The sequence below is a fragment of the Pseudescherichia sp. genome, from assembly GCF_031987975.1.
Classification (GTDB): domain Bacteria; phylum Pseudomonadota; class Gammaproteobacteria; order Enterobacterales; family Enterobacteriaceae; genus Pseudescherichia.
Genome location: NZ_DALZYX010000004.1, coordinates 319021 through 332991 on the forward strand (window position 1 = coordinate 319021; position 13971 = coordinate 332991).

Genomic DNA, 13971 nt, shown 5'->3' on the forward strand with positions numbered 1-13971 from the left:
CTGCGGGAAAAGATGCCTTCACTCTGCTGCGGCGTGGTTTGCCGACGGCCACTGGCAAGGTTGAGGAAGCAAAATGAGCGAGCCCCTGTGTACCCTGTTTTACGACGGGAGGCCGGTTACTGGCCCGGCGAACGTCCCATTAATCGATTTTCTCACCACGGGCGGTCTGAAACTGCCCCATGTTTGCTACCACCCATCGCTTGAACCGATGCAAACCTGCGACGTCTGCTGGGTGGAATACAATGGCGAACTGGTGCGCGGCTGCACGCTTAAAAGCGCGGAGGGCATGGAGATAGCGAGCCGCACGCCGCTTGCCGAGGCGGCGCAGCATGAGGGGATGGACCGCCTGCTGGCGAAGCATGAGCTTTACTGTACCGTCTGCGAGCACAACACCGGCGACTGCACGCTGCACAACACCATGGCGGATATGCATATCCCCATTCAGCGCTATGAGTATCAGCGCAAGCCCTACGTTAAAGACCACTCCAACCCGTTCTACACCTACGACCCCGATCAATGCATTCTCTGCGGCCGCTGCGTGGAGGCGTGCCAGAACGTGGAGGTGAATGAAACGCTGAGCATCGACTACACCATGGCGCATCCACGCGTTCTGTGGGACGGTGGCGAAACCATCGCCGGATCCAGCTGCGTCAGCTGCGGCCACTGCGTCACCGTCTGCCCCTGCAATGCGCTGCTTGAGAAAACCATGCAGCCGGACGCCGGGCCGTTTACCAGCATGAAACAGTCGCTTAAGCGACCCATGATCGATCTGGTGAAGGCGGTCGAAAACACCACCGGCGCGGAAATCGTTACCGGTATTTCAGTGATGGACATGCACTGGCGTCAGCCGGAGATCAAACGCACCAAAACCGTCTGCACCTATTGCGGCGTGGGTTGCAGCTTTGAGATCTGGACGCGTGACCGCCACGTGCTGAAAGTGCAGCCGATGGCCGACGCGCCCGCCAACGGTATCTCTACCTGCGTGAAGGGAAAATTCGCCTGGGATTTTATTAACGATGAAGAACGCCTTACCACCCCGCTGATTCGTGAAAACGACCGCTTTCGCAAGGCGAGCTGGGATGAAGCGCTGGAACTGGTGGCGCGCCGCCTGCTGCAAATTCGCAACCAGCACGGTCCGCAAAGCATCGGTTTTATCGGCTCCAGCAAAGGCAGCAACGAAGAGGCCTACCTGACGCAGAAAATCGCCCGTCTGATTATCGGCACCAACAGCGTGGACAACTCCTCCCGCTACTGCCAGAACCCTGCGACCCAAGGGCTATTCCGCACCGTTGGCTACGGCGGCGATGCGGGTACGATAGAAGATCTGCAGAAGGCGGATCTGGTTGTCATCGTTGGCAGCAATACCGCGGAAAACCACCCGGTGATCGCCTCAAAGATCAAAGCGGCGAAAAAGCATCACGGACAGAAGCTGCTGGTCGTCGATCCTCGCCGTCATGAGATGGCCGAGCGCGCCGATCTCCACCTGCGCGCGCGCCCCGGCACTGACATGGTATGGGCCTCGGCGATGGCCCGCTATATGTTCGATAACGGCTATGCCGACGAGGCGTTTCTGGCCGAGCGCGTTAACCAGGTGGAGGAGTATCGCCAGTCGCTGGCACCCTTCACGCTGGAGTTCGCGGCAGAAACTACGGGGCTTTCCGTTGAGGAACTCACCGCCGCTGCTGAGCTTATCGGCAAGGCAAGCGCGGTTTGCATCGTCTGGGCGATGGGTATCACCCAGCATAGCCACGGCGCCGACGCCAGCACCGCGCTCTCTAACCTGCTGCTGGTAACCGGCAACTATGGCCGTCCCGGCACCGGTGGCTACCCGATGCGCGGCCACAACAACGTGCAGGGGGCAAGCGACTTCGGCTGCCTGAAAGATTACTACCCCGGCTACGAGTCGGTGAGCGATGAAAGCGTGCGCGAAAAGTGGGCGCATGCCTGGGGCGTTGAGCCGGAGCGGCTGTCGCTGGAGGCAGGCTCGGATAACTTCGAGATGGTCGAGCACGCGCGTACAAAACAAATTCGCGCCATGTATGTGATTGGTGAAGAGACCGCTTTTGCCGACGCCGATACCACTAACGTTCACGAGGGCTTTACCAACCTCGATTTTCTGGTGGTGCAGGATCTCTTCTTTAGCCGCACGGCGCAGTTCGCCGACGTGGTGCTGCCGGGCTGCCCAAGCGTGGAAAAAGAGGGTACCTACGTCAATACCGAGCGGCGCATCCAGCGCTTTTACGAGGCGCTGGATCCCCTTGGCGACAGCCGACCGGACTGGCGCATTCTCACCGAGCTTGCCGCCCGCATGGGACATGACTGGGGCTATACGCACCCGTCGCAGATTATGGCCGAAGCGGCGCGCATTGCGCCCCTGTTCGCGGGCGTTAGCTACGAGCGGCTCGAAGGCTTCAGCTCCCAGGTCTGGCCCGTCACGGCGGAGGGCAAAAGCACGCCGCTGCTCTACACCGACAGGTTCAAAACGTCCGACGGGCGCGCCATTCTCTACCCGCTTAAGTGGCAGCCGCCGCAGGAAGAACCCGATGAGCAGTACGATCTGACGCTCAACAACGGCCGCATGCTGGAGCATTTCCAGGCGACCAACCAGAGCGGACGCGGTGGGCGCACGATGTCGCTGTCACCGGACTGGTTTGTGGAAATTAGCCCGGCGCTTGCTGCCGAGCGCGGCCTCGCGGAGGGCGACTGGGTGAAACTCACCTCACGGCGCGGCTCGCTGGAGGTGCCCGTGGTCGTCACCGACCGCGTAGCAGGCGGCACGCTGTTCATCTCTATTCATCAGGGCAAGCCGGGCATTAATCTGCTGACCGGCGAACATCGCGACCCGGACGTCAACACACCGGCCTACAAAGAGATCGCTATCCGGCTGGAGAAGCTTTCACGCGAGCCGCACCCCTCTCCTCTGCCACGGCATAACTTCCGCTACGGCAACCGCACGCCGATCCCGCACGTGCAGGTTGAGGAGAAATGGCAGCGCGACGACTATCGCCTCCCGCCCGAACAGGCCCCGAATCCGGAGAAATTTTAATGGCTAAAGCGATTGATTATCAGGTGGAGCCGCCGAAAATCGGCCCCACCGCCGAGGAAGAACTTCAGCGTCTGTTGCAGACGCTGCATGAGCATGGCGTACTGCGCCTCGCTAACGATCTGGTGGCCAGTAATAACGACTGGCTGAAGGTGATTGTTGATGGCCTGAGCCGCAAAGGATCGCTGAATGTCATTCAGAATATCTCCGTGCTGCTGATGGCGCTCTCCACCATCCCGCCGGAGCAGACCTACAAGCTCGCCTTCGGCCTGCGTGATTTTGTGGCCGAACTGAGCCGCGAGGAAGAGCAGCCGCAAAGCGCGAACGGCAGCGCGCCGGGGGCACGCGGAGCCTGGAAAATGCTGCATGACGACGAGCTATGGCACTCTCTCACGCCGCTGCTAAACGGCCTAAAGGCTTTCTCCCGTCGCATGGAGGAAGAGGTGGATAAACCGATTTCGTCGTTCAGCGGTAAACCGAGCGACGCCTGAGGCTCAACGGAGGAAGCATGATAAGCCAGGAGACGGCTTTGTGGCTGGCGCGCAGCCAGTTCGCCTTTACCATCGGCTTTCACATTGTGCTGGCGGCCTTCACTATCGGCCTCGCCCAGTGGCTGATGCTGCTGGAGGGGCTGTGGCTATGGCGTAAACAGCTCGTTTATCTCGATCTCTATAAATACTGGAGCAAGGTATTCGCGCTGAACGTTGGGGTGGGCGTGGTGACCGGCGTGCTGATGGAGTTTCAGTTCGGCACCAACTGGGGCACGCTCGCTAACCGTGCCGGTGCAGTGATGGGGCCGATGATGTACATGGAGGTGCTGGTCGCCTTTTTCCTTGAGGCCGGGTTTATGGGGGTGGTGCTTTTCGGCATGGGCAAGGTGCGCCCCTGGGTGCACTTTTTCGCTACCTGCGTGGTGGCCGCCGGGTCAATTTTCAGTGCCTTCTGGATCCTCTCCGCTAACTCCTGGATGCAGACGCCAGCGGGTTTTATCACCGGTGCGGATGGCCGTTTTCATCCCGTCGATTGGTGGGCTGTTATCTTTAACCCCTCTTTCCCCTGGCGTTTTGTCCACATGACGCTGGCGGCGATGCTCGCCACCGCCTGCCTTATCGCCGCCGCAGGGGCGTGGCACCTGCGAAAACGCCCCGATAACCGCGGCGCACGGCTGATGTTCTCCTGGGGCCTGTGGCTGCTGCTGTTCGTCACCCCGATTCAGGTTGTGATAGGCGACCTGCATGGTGAAAACACACGCGATCACCAGCCGGTAAAGCTGGCGGCGATGGAAGGCAGTTGGGATCCGCCGCCGCCCGGCGAAGGCGAGCCGCTGCGGCTTTTCGCCATTCCGGATATGCAGGCGCAGCGTAATCACTTTGAACTGGCCATTCCGAATATCGGCTCGCTCTATCTACGCCATAACCTTACCGGCACCATTCACAGCCTGAATCAGTATCCGCGCGATGAGCTTCCCTGGGTGCCTGGGGTGTTTTTCGCGTTTCGGGCAATGGTAGGGCTTGGGCTGCTGATGCTCTTTTTCGGCGCAGCCGGGCTGGTCACACGCCTGCGCGGCAGGCTATGGACCTCGCGCTGGCTGCAACGCGGCATGGTATGGATGGCACCCGCGGGCTTTTTCGCCATGCTCGCCGGGTGGTTTGTGACCGAGACCGGACGCCAGCCCTGGACGGTTTACGGCGTGCTGCGCACCGCACACAGCGCCTCGCCCGTCGCCCCCTCGCTGGTGCTGACCTCCTTTTTTGCCATCCTGGTGGTGTATCTGCTTATCTTCGCCATCGGGCTGTGGTTTTTGCTGCGCCTGCTTGGCAGGCCGCCATCCCATGATGAAAGAGAGCCAAATGCGGAAGTGGCGGAGCAGACCGGGCGTGGCATAACGCCGCAGAGCATACGGGGGCGCTACGATGCTTGAGGCTATCCTTTCTATGCCATCGTTAACGCTGCTGAGCGCCATCGCCCTGGCCTTCGGCGTGCTGATCTACGTGGTGCTGGACGGTACCGATCTCGGTGTCGGCCTGCTCGCGCCATTTCAGCCGCCACAGGCGCGCCAGCAGATGAACATCTCTATTCTGCCGGTGTGGGATGGGAACGAAACCTGGCTGGTGCTGACCGCAGGAGCGATGCTGGCACTTTTTCCGCTCGCCTTTAGCATCCTTTACAGCGCGCTCTATCTGCCGGTCTATATCATGCTGCTGGCGCTAATCGTGCGCGGCATGGCCATAGAGTTTCGCCACCAGCGTCCAGCGCTGTTCGACCCGCTGTTTATCGGCGGATCATGGGTTGCGTCGCTAAGCCAGGGCGCAACGATGGGCGCATGGATTGAGGGAATAGCGCATAACGGCGGGCACTTCACCGGTGGCCCGCTGGCATGGCTTTCGCCGTTTTCGCTCTATTGTGCCGTTTCGCTCACCGTGGGGTATGCGCTGCTCGGTGCCTGCTGGCTGGTGTGGCGCTGTGAAGGGAAGCTGGCCGCCTGGGGCAGGCGTCAGGCGATACGGCTTGCGCTGCTTACCGCCGCGCTGCTGGCCGGGCTGGTTATCTGGACGATGCAGCTGCAGGAGAGTTATCGCCTGCATTTGCTGACCTGGCACTACAGCGGGCCGCTCGCGCTCATCGCGCTGCTGGCGCTGGTGGGGCTTCTCGCCACCCTGCGCCGCAAAGGTGAATTTTTGCCGCTGGCCATGGCGCTCGTGCTCTTTTGCGCCGCGTTTGGTGCCATGCTGCTGGCGGTATTTCCGTTCATTCTGCCGCCCGGCCTGTTGCTGACCCAGGCCGCCGCGCCGCCCGCCACGCAAAAGCTGATGCTTATTGCTTTCGGCGCATTTGTGCCGATTACGCTTCTCTACAACAGCTGGGGCTTCTGGATCTTTCGCGGCAAAATTCACGCCGCACGGGATGCGGATCGTCCCTGACGCAGCGCCTGGGGCGGCACGCCATAGCCACGGACGAAAACTTCGCGCATATGGCGGCGGTCGCGAAAGCCGGATTCGCGGGCGATGGCATCGAGAGTTAAACGGCTCTGCTCAATCATCAGCCGGGCCGCCTCAAGGCGCAGTCCCTCAATGGCCTTAGCCGGCGATTTGCCGGTCTCGGCACGAAACAGTCGTGTGAGCTGACGGGCGCTGATGTGCACGGCATCCGCTAAGTCATCTACCGTCAGCGGCTTGCGCAGGTTTTTACGCGCATACTCCAGCGCGCTTTGCAGCCTGTCGGAGCGGGGTGCCAGGGCCAGCATCTCCGAATGCTGGGTCTGGCCGCCGGAGCGGCGCTGGTTCATCACCAGACGGTGCGCCACGCTGCGAGCCACATCTGCCCCCAGATCCTTCTCCACCATTCCCAGCGCCATATCCAGACCGGCGGTGAGACCCGCCGAAGTCCAGATCGCCTCATCAATAATAAAGATGCGATCATCCTCAAGCTGAATGGCCGGATGCAGGCGTTTCATACTGGGCGCGTGCGCCCAATGGGTAGTGGCGCGTCGGTTCTCCAGCAGCCCCGCCTGGGCCAGCACAAACGCACCGGTACAGATCCCTGCCAGCCGCCTTGCCTGTCGGGCCGAAGTTTGTAGAAAGGTAATAATTCCCGGCGTGGCGGGCTGCTCGGTGGGCATCAACACGCCCGCCAACAGCCAGGTATCCATCTGTAGATCGGCAGATAATGGCGCACTATCGATACCAATCCCCGACGATGAGCGCACCGCTCCGCCGTGCTCTGAGTAGACCGCCGTCTGGTAAAAATTCTCGCCCGCTACAATATTGGCAAACTCAAAAACGGTCAGCGTTGAGAGGGCTAGCATCTGAAAATTATCGGAAATAATTAAACCAATCCTGTGCATCAGATCACCTTACCGAAAATGAGAAGTCAGACGTTCACCGCCTGGCGGGGCTGCATGCGAAAATGCTCCGAGAGCCAGAGGCTTACTAGCGCCAGCAGCAGAAAGAGTATCGCACTGACCATTACGCCATAAAAGCCATAAAGCGGATAGATCCATGAGGCGACGGCGGAGCCAAAGCCAATCCCGCAGAACATAAAGGCGCTGGTCAGCGCCAGAGCGATGCCCCGCGTCTGCGGATCGGCCATTTCCACGATCCTGCGCTGCTGTGAAGGCCACAGCAGATCGGTGGCAAACGCCCAGAACACCAGCGCAATATAGAGCAGCGCAAGCTTGCCCGGCAGCAGGGTGATGACCACCATATCCGCTACCAATAGCGCTATCCCAGCGGTCAGCAGGCGCTCGGCGCTGTAGATCCTGGCGGCCCGCGCGACAAACAGGTTGCCGAGAATGCCGGCCACGCCAATTACCGCCAGCGCAACCGACACGCTGCTGCTGTCGCCATGCCAGGTATCACGCACAATCGGTGAGATGAAAGCGTACATGTCGTAGACGCCGGAGGTGATAAAGAACACGACCAGAAATGCCGTCAACGATGTCCGCTCCGTCAGCACCTGCTCCACCTGACGCAGGCGGATATCTGCCCCAGCGACGCTGTTTGGTACGCTCAGCATAATATTGATGACCGACAGCACGCTCATCGCCCCAACGAGGGTAAACAGCATTCGCGCCCCTACCAGATTTGCGACCCAGGCCGCCAGCGGAATGCCGACCATGCTGGCCATCGACACGCCCAGCAGGATCATGGCGATGGCGCTGCCGCGCTCCTTTTGTTTCACCAGCTCCGATCCCAGCGCTACCAGTACCGGCCCGATCAGCGATGCACCAAGCCCCATTACGATCCGCGCGAACACCAGCACGCTGTAGTCTGGTGCCAGGGCAAACAGAAACGCCCCCAGCCCAAAGACGCTCATTCCGGCAACCACCTGCTGACGACGCCTGACGTGGCCAAAAAAGACCTGCGCCAGCGGAGCGCCTATGGCAAAGGTCAGACCGAAAATGGCCAGCAGCCGAGCGCTCTGAGCATCGGTCAGCCCCCAGGCATAGGAAATTGGCTCCAGGCTCCCTGCGACGGAGAGCGCTCCGGTCGCCTGGACAAAATAGGCCAGGCTTAAGGCCCACAGCGCCCGGCGCTGGGGAGCGGTAATCTCATTTTTCATCGCCACGATCTCTTAAAGCCGGAGCGGCTTACCCGCTCCGGCCAGCGGTTACGCTACGGGAATAGGGTTCTCAACCATTGCCTGGTTGAACTGATTCACGACGGCATGCTCATCCGCGCCCGGATTGGCGCGGGCGGGCAGCACGCGGTCAACGATAGCTTCGATATTATCGCTACTCAGTTTCTCGAAGGTCTCGCTGATAAAGGCGTCCAGCGGCATGGCTCGCTCGTCACCGCTGCGGTAGACCAGATCGGTATCGACCCATGGAGGGGAGATCTCAATCACCTTCACGCTGGTGTCACGCAGCAGAAAGCGCTGCGAAAGAGTGTAAGAGTGGATCGCCGCCTTGGTGGCGGAGTAGAGCGCGTTACTCGCTAGCGGGATAAAGGCCAGGATCGAGCTGTTGTTGATCAGCACCGCATCCGGCTGTTTTTTCAGATGCTCGATAAACGCCGAGGTGACGCGTACCGGTCCCAGCAGGTTGGTATTGAGCAGAGAGACGGCCATCGCGTCATCCTGCACGCCCGCAGCGTTATCAAAGGGCATGATGCCAGCGTTGTTGATGACCACGTTCAGCGCCGGGTAGCGTGACAGCACGCTCTCGGCCGCCGCCTGGACGCTTGCCGCATCGGTAACGTCAAGCACTACCGAGTCCATTCCCGGATTAGCGGCAGTGACGCTATCCAGCAGCGTTTTGCGGCGGCCGGAAATGATCACCTTATTGCCCAGCTTGTGGAACTGCTCAGCCATCGCCCGGCCAATGCCAGAGGTGCCGCCGGTAATGAAAATGGTGTTGTCGGTCAGTTTCATAATCTCTCTCCAGTCAGTTTCTTAACGTTGTTATATGCAGGTGATTAATGGGTTGTGCTGGTGCGGTAGCGATCGGCCGGTACGCTGGACGAAAGGTGTTTCATCATGGCCTGACGGGCGGCTTCCCACGTCTGCCACTCCTCCTGCGCATGCAGTGAAGGAATAGTAATCAGCTCGCCCTGGCTGAAGCCGACCAGTGCGGCATCCACCATGTCCTGCGGACTCATCACAATGGATTTATCAAGCTGGTCGAGCGGCAATCCACCGTTGTCCCAGAACGGCGTGGCGGTTGCGCCTGGCAGGACGGCCTGTACCTGAATACCCTTTTCTGCCAGCTCATGATGCAGCGACTGGCTGAAGGCCAACACGTAAGCTTTTGTCGCGCCGTAAACACCGTTAAGCAACTCCGGGGCGATGCTGACAATAGAAGCGATATTGATAATTGCCCCCTGCCCGCGAGCTACCATGCCCGGCACAACGGCGTAGGTCAGACGGGTCAGCGCGGTCACGTTGAGATCGATCATCGACTCCATGCGGTCAATGTCGCTGTCGAGCAGGGAGGTATGGGTGCCGACGCCTGCGTTATTGACCAGCAGCGTGATGCTGGCGTCCTGGCGAAGCTTCTCTTCCAGTGCCCGCAGTGATTCAGGCTGATTCAGGTCGGCGGAGATCACTTCTACGTTACGGGAGGTATCGGCGGTAATGTGGCTCGCCATCTGGTTCAGGCGGTTATGGTTGCGGGCAACGATTATCAGGTCATAACCCATTCTTGCCAGCCGGCTGGCGTAGATAGCGCCGATACCGGTAGAGGCGCCAGTAATCACTGCCGTGCCTCTGTCCGCACGAAATGCTGTATTCATGATGTTCACCTTGTGTTGTGTTATCGGGTTGGTGAACTCATCTTATGCGCTTTCGTGATGTCTTAAATGACGCAGAGGGTAGTGATTCAGGACATCATAATCAATACGCGACGTCCGGCAGCAGGTTGGTAATTGCCGTTAGGTGTTCCCGCAGGGCGCTGTGCAGCTGGCGAATAGCCGGAGAAAACTGCTTGCGATGTGGACAGATGAGGTTGAGCGGTGCGGCTTCCCCTGGATGCGCGGGCAGCAGCATCTCTAGCCGTCCGGCCTGCACATCGGCGCTGATGTCGATCCACGACTTATAGACGATACCCATGCCCTCTACGGCCCAGCGCCGCGCCACGTCGGCGTCGTCACAGAGCAGGCGGCTCTTGACCGTCAGCTGTCGGCGGGTACCGTTTTCAGGGAAGCTCCACTTGTCATAGACGTGGCTGTTCATGGTAAACAGCAGGCAGTGGTGCTGCGTCACCTCATCAAGGCTGGCAGGCCGTCCATGCTTTTCAAGGTAGGATGGAGAGGCCGCCAGCACGCGGCGGTTATTCTCTGCCAGCGGCAGCGCCACGTAGCTGCTGTTATCCAGCACACCGTAGCGAATGGCGACGTCCACCGGATCGCGAAAGACATCGCTCACCTGATCGGAGAGCGAGAGCCGCAGCGTGATTTTCGGGTGCTGTTCGCAGAAGCGGGTAATCAGCGGCAGCAGGACGTTGCGCCCGATATCTGACGGCATCGCTACCTTCAGCTCGCCCTGTAACTCGTTATCGCTATGCAGGCTCTCCTCGCCGGCCTGCACTACGGCCAGCAGCTCCTGAGCAAACGGCAGATACTTCTCCCCCTCTGCCGTCAGCCGCAGGCTGCGGGTAGAGCGCGCGAAAAGGCGCTTATCGAGATCGCGCTCCAGTCGGTGAACGGCAGCGCTTACCTGGCCCGGCAGCAGATCGGCCTCCCGTGCGGCGTTAGAGAAGCTTCCCAGCGCCGCGGCGCGCACAAACAGCGTCACATCTTCAAGGCGAATCATGCTCTTGGTCTCTTTCGATACTGGCCCGGAGTCATACCATACAGGCGCTTAAAGGCCTGTGTAAACGAGGCCAGTGACAGAAAGCCGCAGCGTCCGGCCACCGCATCCACGGTTGCCTGCGTCTCCTCCATTAGCATCCGCGAGGCGAGGGTTAGGCGCAGCTGGGAGAGCCAAACCTGGGGCGTCTGGTGATAGCTGCGGGCAAAGTGGCGGGCAAAAGTGGCGCGGGATAAGAAGCAGCGCTCGGCCATGATCTCCATCGTCCACGAATGGGCCGGATCGGCCAGTACCGCCAGTAGCGCAGGGACCAGCCGTTTATCGCTCATCAGGCGCAGCAGCCCGGCAGGAGGTTCACGCAGGGAGAGCAGGATCCGCATCAGCAAGGCCAGCAGCGTCGCGGCCAGGCTTTTGACTATTGTGGCCCCGCCCGGCTGTGGCGTCAGGCTCTCCCGCACCAGCATCGTCAGCAGAAGCTCCAGCTCGGGGCAATCTTCCCGGTCGTGGGTTTGCAGATGGATCAGCGCCGCGTTGTCGGCGAAGAGCCAGCTGTAGCCCGGCCCGAAATGAAACTCGCCGCACAGCACCTCTACCGCAGGACCCGGCCCGCTGGTCTCTACTTCGGTTAGCGTCCCGTTATGACGTTTCGCTACGGGCGCGACCTGTCCCCACTCCACTAGCCCCTGAAGCAGATGCGGCGAGCCGTGGGGCAGCAGTAGGATATCCCCAGCGCGCACGTCAAGCGTTCTGCCCGCCATCACCAGCCGGGCTTCACCGCGCAGAATAACATGCCAGGGCACGGTGCCAGCGGCAAGCTGGGGATGGTCGGCCTCCCAGCGTCCGGAAAAGCGGCAGTGCAGGTTAACGGCGCACTCCGGGGCCAGCATAGCAAGTAGTTGGCTAAGGCTATCCATAACTTCTCCTGAGACGACAGGACAAAAAATCGAGACGATGAGCGGCAATGACCCCGCCGCGGGCCCCCTATTATGAGTCCATCGCCAATACGGCGGAACCCATAAACTGACAGGAGAAGATCATGAGCCGTTTAACTACTATCCAGCCCGATAACGCCACTGGCCAGACAGCTGAACTCTTCAGCGCCATTAAACGTGGGATGGGTAAAGTGCCTAACGCCTACCAGACCATTGGCAACGCGCCGGATATGCTCGCCCAGGCGTTGCAGCACAACGCCGCGCTGGCGAAAAGCAGCCTGAGCAAACGCGAACTGGAGGCAATTAACCTCGCCGTCAGCGAAGCCTCCGGCTGTGATTACTGCCTGGCTGCTCATACCCTGACCGGCAAGATGGCAGGCTACAGCGTTGAGCAGACCGAGCAGCTGCGTCGCGCCGACTATCCGGAAGATGCGCACATTGATGGCCTGGTGAAATTTGTGAAAGCGCTGGTGACGACGCGCGGTACGCTGCCGGAGGAGACCGTTAGCCGCTTCCGTGGCGCGGGCTTTAGCGATCGTCAGGTGGTAGAGACCATCAGCGCGGTCAGCGCCATTCTGTTCACCAATATGATTAACCGGGTCAACGACACCGTCGTGGATTTCCCGAAGGTGAACTAAACGAGCGGCCCGGCGGTGCGTTGCTGCCGGGCCTGCTCTGTCAACGTTGGCGCATATCCGGAATAATCAGATCCCCGCGCAGCACGCATGAACCCAGCACGTCCTGGGTTTTTTCGCTCAGCCAGCTGACGATGCGGGCTGCCATCGCGTCCATCGAGTATTCGATAGCCGGGATGGTTGGGATCCCCGGCAGGTGCACGGAACCAGCAAGGCTGAAGACCATGATGTCACCCGGCACCGATTTATTAAACGCCTGCAGCTGGGTAATCACCCGCTGCGCCTCCTGCTCGTCGGCCACCAGCAGGGCATTAAAGTTCAGCGTAGTCGCGTTGTTGAGCAGCACCTGGAGCGCAACCGACGCCGAGGTGGCGTCCATAAACACCAGGTTACGGTTAAAGGGCAGGAAGTTGTTTTCCAGCGCGTGCTTGTAGCCCAGCAGAACCCGCTCGGCAGAGCCGCTGATGTCGGGGTGGATGAGCGCTATCTGCCGTCGCCCCTGACTAATTAAATAGTTACAGGCCGTTTCCGCCGCGAAGGCATGATCGAACTGGATGCTGTTCGGCGTGTCGGCCTCTGCGCAGTCCACCAGAATCACATCGTCATAGCCAAGGTTACTCAGCGGGAAACGCGCCCCGATGATCAGGACGTCATCGCACAGGCCGCAGGTCAGCTCATCGAGGGCGCTAATCACCTCCGAGCGACTGTTGGCAAAGCGCAAAAGCAGGTGCTTCTGATGCTGGCTAAGGTGCTTCTCCAGCGCGTAAAGGTAGCCGGTGGTCTGGTTGATATTGTCCTGGGCGCAGATGACGCCAATGCAGCCTGTGGTTTGGCTAAGCAGAGACTGGGCGATGACGTTGGGCCGGTAGTTTAGCTCCTCGACGGCTTTCAGCACCGCCAGCCGACTGGCCTCTTTGACCCCGCGTGACCCGCTCAACACCCGTGAGACGGTCGCTTTAGACACCCCCGCCAGACGTGATACATCGTTGATTGTAGACATCTTTATCCCCTGTCAGGCCGCATGCGCAGCCCAAAAAACAACCAAAACATGGTGCATAATATCGCCAGCAGCAGTATAGCTGCATTCTATTTCCCATGGAAACCGATTTTCCGTTTAACTCTTATTGCTGGTAGTAAGCCATAAAAACATGTGATGTAAATCCAGGAAAATTATCATATAGCTTATGGATTTTGATGGGTATCACACTTCGAAGCCTAACAGATGGAAACCGGTTTCCATCTGTTATCCAATCATCATTGTAATAACTTTTAACATTTAGAGGATGGGGATGATGATCAGGATCATGCTGTGCTGCTCTGCGGGGATGTCCACTAGCCTGTTGGTCAGGAAAATGGTCGAAGCGGCAGATGAAAGAGGTTTACCGGTAGAGATCGATGCTTACGGCGTAGCGGAGTTTGATACCCAGTTTCCGCGTTATCAGGTGGTGCTGCTGGGACCGCAGGTGAAATACATGCTTAACACGCTGTCAGAAAAGGCTGCCGCCCACGGCATTCCCGTTCAGCCCATTAACCCAATGGACTACGGTATGCAGCGCGGCGATAAGGTGCTGGACTTTGCTCTGTCGCTCATCGAAGCGGCACACTAAAAGGGTGT

At 59.7% G+C, this 13971-nt stretch carries 13 protein-coding genes; 6 read left to right on the top strand and 7 right to left on the bottom strand.

All coding sequences use genetic code 11. The features are described 5' to 3' along the window. The first annotated feature begins 73 nt into the window (after nt 1-73). The 4 genes from fdhF to RTN40_RS09270 are packed head-to-tail and all read left to right on the top strand — an operon-like array spanning nt 74 to nt 5964. Nucleotides 74-3046 carry a formate dehydrogenase subunit alpha gene (fdhF, locus tag RTN40_RS09255; RefSeq protein WP_312228201.1) on the top strand — a complete coding sequence of 991 codons (2973 nt, stop codon included), beginning with the start codon at nt 74-76 and terminating at the stop codon, nt 3044-3046. After that, nucleotides 3046-3534: a DUF1641 domain-containing protein gene (locus RTN40_RS09260; RefSeq protein WP_312228202.1), complete on the top strand. Its 489-nt coding sequence runs from the start codon at nt 3046-3048 to the stop codon at nt 3532-3534. The genes fdhF and RTN40_RS09260 overlap by 1 nt, the downstream gene beginning before the upstream one ends. A 17-nt stretch (nt 3535-3551) precedes the next feature. Beyond that, a complete protein-coding gene (locus RTN40_RS09265) occupies nt 3552-4964 on the top strand; it encodes a cytochrome ubiquinol oxidase subunit I (RefSeq protein WP_312228203.1) in 1413 nt (470 codons plus the stop codon). Next, nucleotides 4957-5964 carry a cytochrome d ubiquinol oxidase subunit II gene (locus RTN40_RS09270; RefSeq protein WP_312228204.1) on the top strand — a complete coding sequence of 336 codons (1008 nt, stop codon included), beginning with the start codon at nt 4957-4959 and terminating at the stop codon, nt 5962-5964. The genes RTN40_RS09265 and RTN40_RS09270 overlap by 8 nt, the downstream gene beginning before the upstream one ends. On the opposite strand, the gene RTN40_RS09275 is transcribed toward RTN40_RS09270, so the two are convergent. From RTN40_RS09275 to RTN40_RS09300, 6 genes are all read right to left on the bottom strand, one after another. After that, complete coding sequence (locus tag RTN40_RS09275; RefSeq protein ID WP_312228205.1) at nt 5934-6887, bottom strand: GlxA family transcriptional regulator; 954 nt, start codon at nt 6885-6887, stop codon at nt 5934-5936. The two genes, RTN40_RS09270 and RTN40_RS09275, sit on opposite strands and share 31 nt — an antisense overlap. A 26-nt stretch (nt 6888-6913) precedes the next feature. Beyond that, nucleotides 6914-8104 carry an MFS transporter gene (locus RTN40_RS09280; protein ID WP_312228206.1) on the bottom strand — a complete coding sequence of 397 codons (1191 nt, stop codon included), beginning with the start codon at nt 8102-8104 and terminating at the stop codon, nt 6914-6916. A gap of 48 nt (nt 8105-8152) precedes the next feature. Further along, nucleotides 8153-8914: an SDR family NAD(P)-dependent oxidoreductase gene (locus tag RTN40_RS09285; protein WP_312228207.1), complete on the bottom strand. Its 762-nt coding sequence runs from the start codon at nt 8912-8914 to the stop codon at nt 8153-8155. A 44-nt stretch (nt 8915-8958) separates the two neighbouring features. Then, the gene (locus RTN40_RS09290) at nt 8959-9774 is read right to left on the bottom strand and encodes an SDR family oxidoreductase (RefSeq protein ID WP_312211676.1); all 816 of its coding nucleotides are present in this window, start codon (nt 9772-9774) and stop codon (nt 8959-8961) included. Between the two features lie 100 nt (nt 9775-9874). Next, nucleotides 9875-10792: a LysR family transcriptional regulator gene (locus RTN40_RS09295; RefSeq protein WP_312228208.1), complete on the bottom strand. Its 918-nt coding sequence runs from the start codon at nt 10790-10792 to the stop codon at nt 9875-9877. Continuing rightward, a complete protein-coding gene (locus RTN40_RS09300) occupies nt 10789-11703 on the bottom strand; it encodes an AraC family transcriptional regulator (RefSeq protein WP_312228209.1) in 915 nt (304 codons plus the stop codon). Before RTN40_RS09300 ends, RTN40_RS09295 begins: the two co-directional genes overlap by 4 nt. Before the next feature lie 122 nt (nt 11704-11825). On the opposite strand from RTN40_RS09300, the gene RTN40_RS09305 reads away from it, so the two are divergent. Next, complete coding sequence (locus RTN40_RS09305; RefSeq protein ID WP_312228210.1) at nt 11826-12359, top strand: carboxymuconolactone decarboxylase family protein; 534 nt, start codon at nt 11826-11828, stop codon at nt 12357-12359. A 40-nt stretch (nt 12360-12399) separates the two neighbouring features. Here RTN40_RS09305 and RTN40_RS09310 read toward each other — a convergent pair whose 3' ends face one another. Next, on the bottom strand, nt 12400-13356 hold the full coding sequence (locus tag RTN40_RS09310) for a LacI family DNA-binding transcriptional regulator (protein ID WP_312228211.1): 957 nt from the start codon (nt 13354-13356) through the stop codon (nt 12400-12402). 292 nt (nt 13357-13648) lie between these two features. Here RTN40_RS09310 and RTN40_RS09315 point away from each other — a divergent pair, with 292 nt between their 5' ends. Then, a complete protein-coding gene (locus tag RTN40_RS09315; RefSeq protein WP_312228271.1) occupies nt 13649-13963 on the top strand; it encodes a PTS sugar transporter subunit IIB in 315 nt (104 codons plus the stop codon). Nucleotides 13964-13971 lie beyond the last annotated feature (8 nt).

Excerpts from the sequence above, each read along its gene's own strand:
- fdhF (WP_312228201.1), top strand. The coding sequence starts at position 74 with ATGAGCGAGCCCCTGTGTACCCTGTTTTACGACGGGAGGCCGGTTACT.
- RTN40_RS09260 (WP_312228202.1), top strand. The coding sequence starts at position 3,046 with ATGGCTAAAGCGATTGATTATCAGGTGGAGCCGCCGAAAATCGGCCCC.
- RTN40_RS09265 (WP_312228203.1), top strand. The coding sequence starts at position 3,552 with ATGATAAGCCAGGAGACGGCTTTGTGGCTGGCGCGCAGCCAGTTCGCC.
- RTN40_RS09270 (WP_312228204.1), top strand. The coding sequence starts at position 4,957 with ATGCTTGAGGCTATCCTTTCTATGCCATCGTTAACGCTGCTGAGCGCC.
- RTN40_RS09275 (WP_312228205.1), bottom strand. The coding sequence starts at position 6,887 with ATGCACAGGATTGGTTTAATTATTTCCGATAATTTTCAGATGCTAGCC.
- RTN40_RS09280 (WP_312228206.1), bottom strand. The coding sequence starts at position 8,104 with ATGAAAAATGAGATTACCGCTCCCCAGCGCCGGGCGCTGTGGGCCTTA.
- RTN40_RS09285 (WP_312228207.1), bottom strand. The coding sequence starts at position 8,914 with ATGAAACTGACCGACAACACCATTTTCATTACCGGCGGCACCTCTGGC.
- RTN40_RS09290 (WP_312211676.1), bottom strand. The coding sequence starts at position 9,774 with ATGAATACAGCATTTCGTGCGGACAGAGGCACGGCAGTGATTACTGGC.
- RTN40_RS09295 (WP_312228208.1), bottom strand. The coding sequence starts at position 10,792 with ATGATTCGCCTTGAAGATGTGACGCTGTTTGTGCGCGCCGCGGCGCTG.
- RTN40_RS09300 (WP_312228209.1), bottom strand. The coding sequence starts at position 11,703 with ATGGATAGCCTTAGCCAACTACTTGCTATGCTGGCCCCGGAGTGCGCC.
- RTN40_RS09305 (WP_312228210.1), top strand. The coding sequence starts at position 11,826 with ATGAGCCGTTTAACTACTATCCAGCCCGATAACGCCACTGGCCAGACA.
- RTN40_RS09310 (WP_312228211.1), bottom strand. The coding sequence starts at position 13,356 with ATGTCTACAATCAACGATGTATCACGTCTGGCGGGGGTGTCTAAAGCG.
- RTN40_RS09315 (WP_312228271.1), top strand. The coding sequence starts at position 13,649 with ATGATCAGGATCATGCTGTGCTGCTCTGCGGGGATGTCCACTAGCCTG.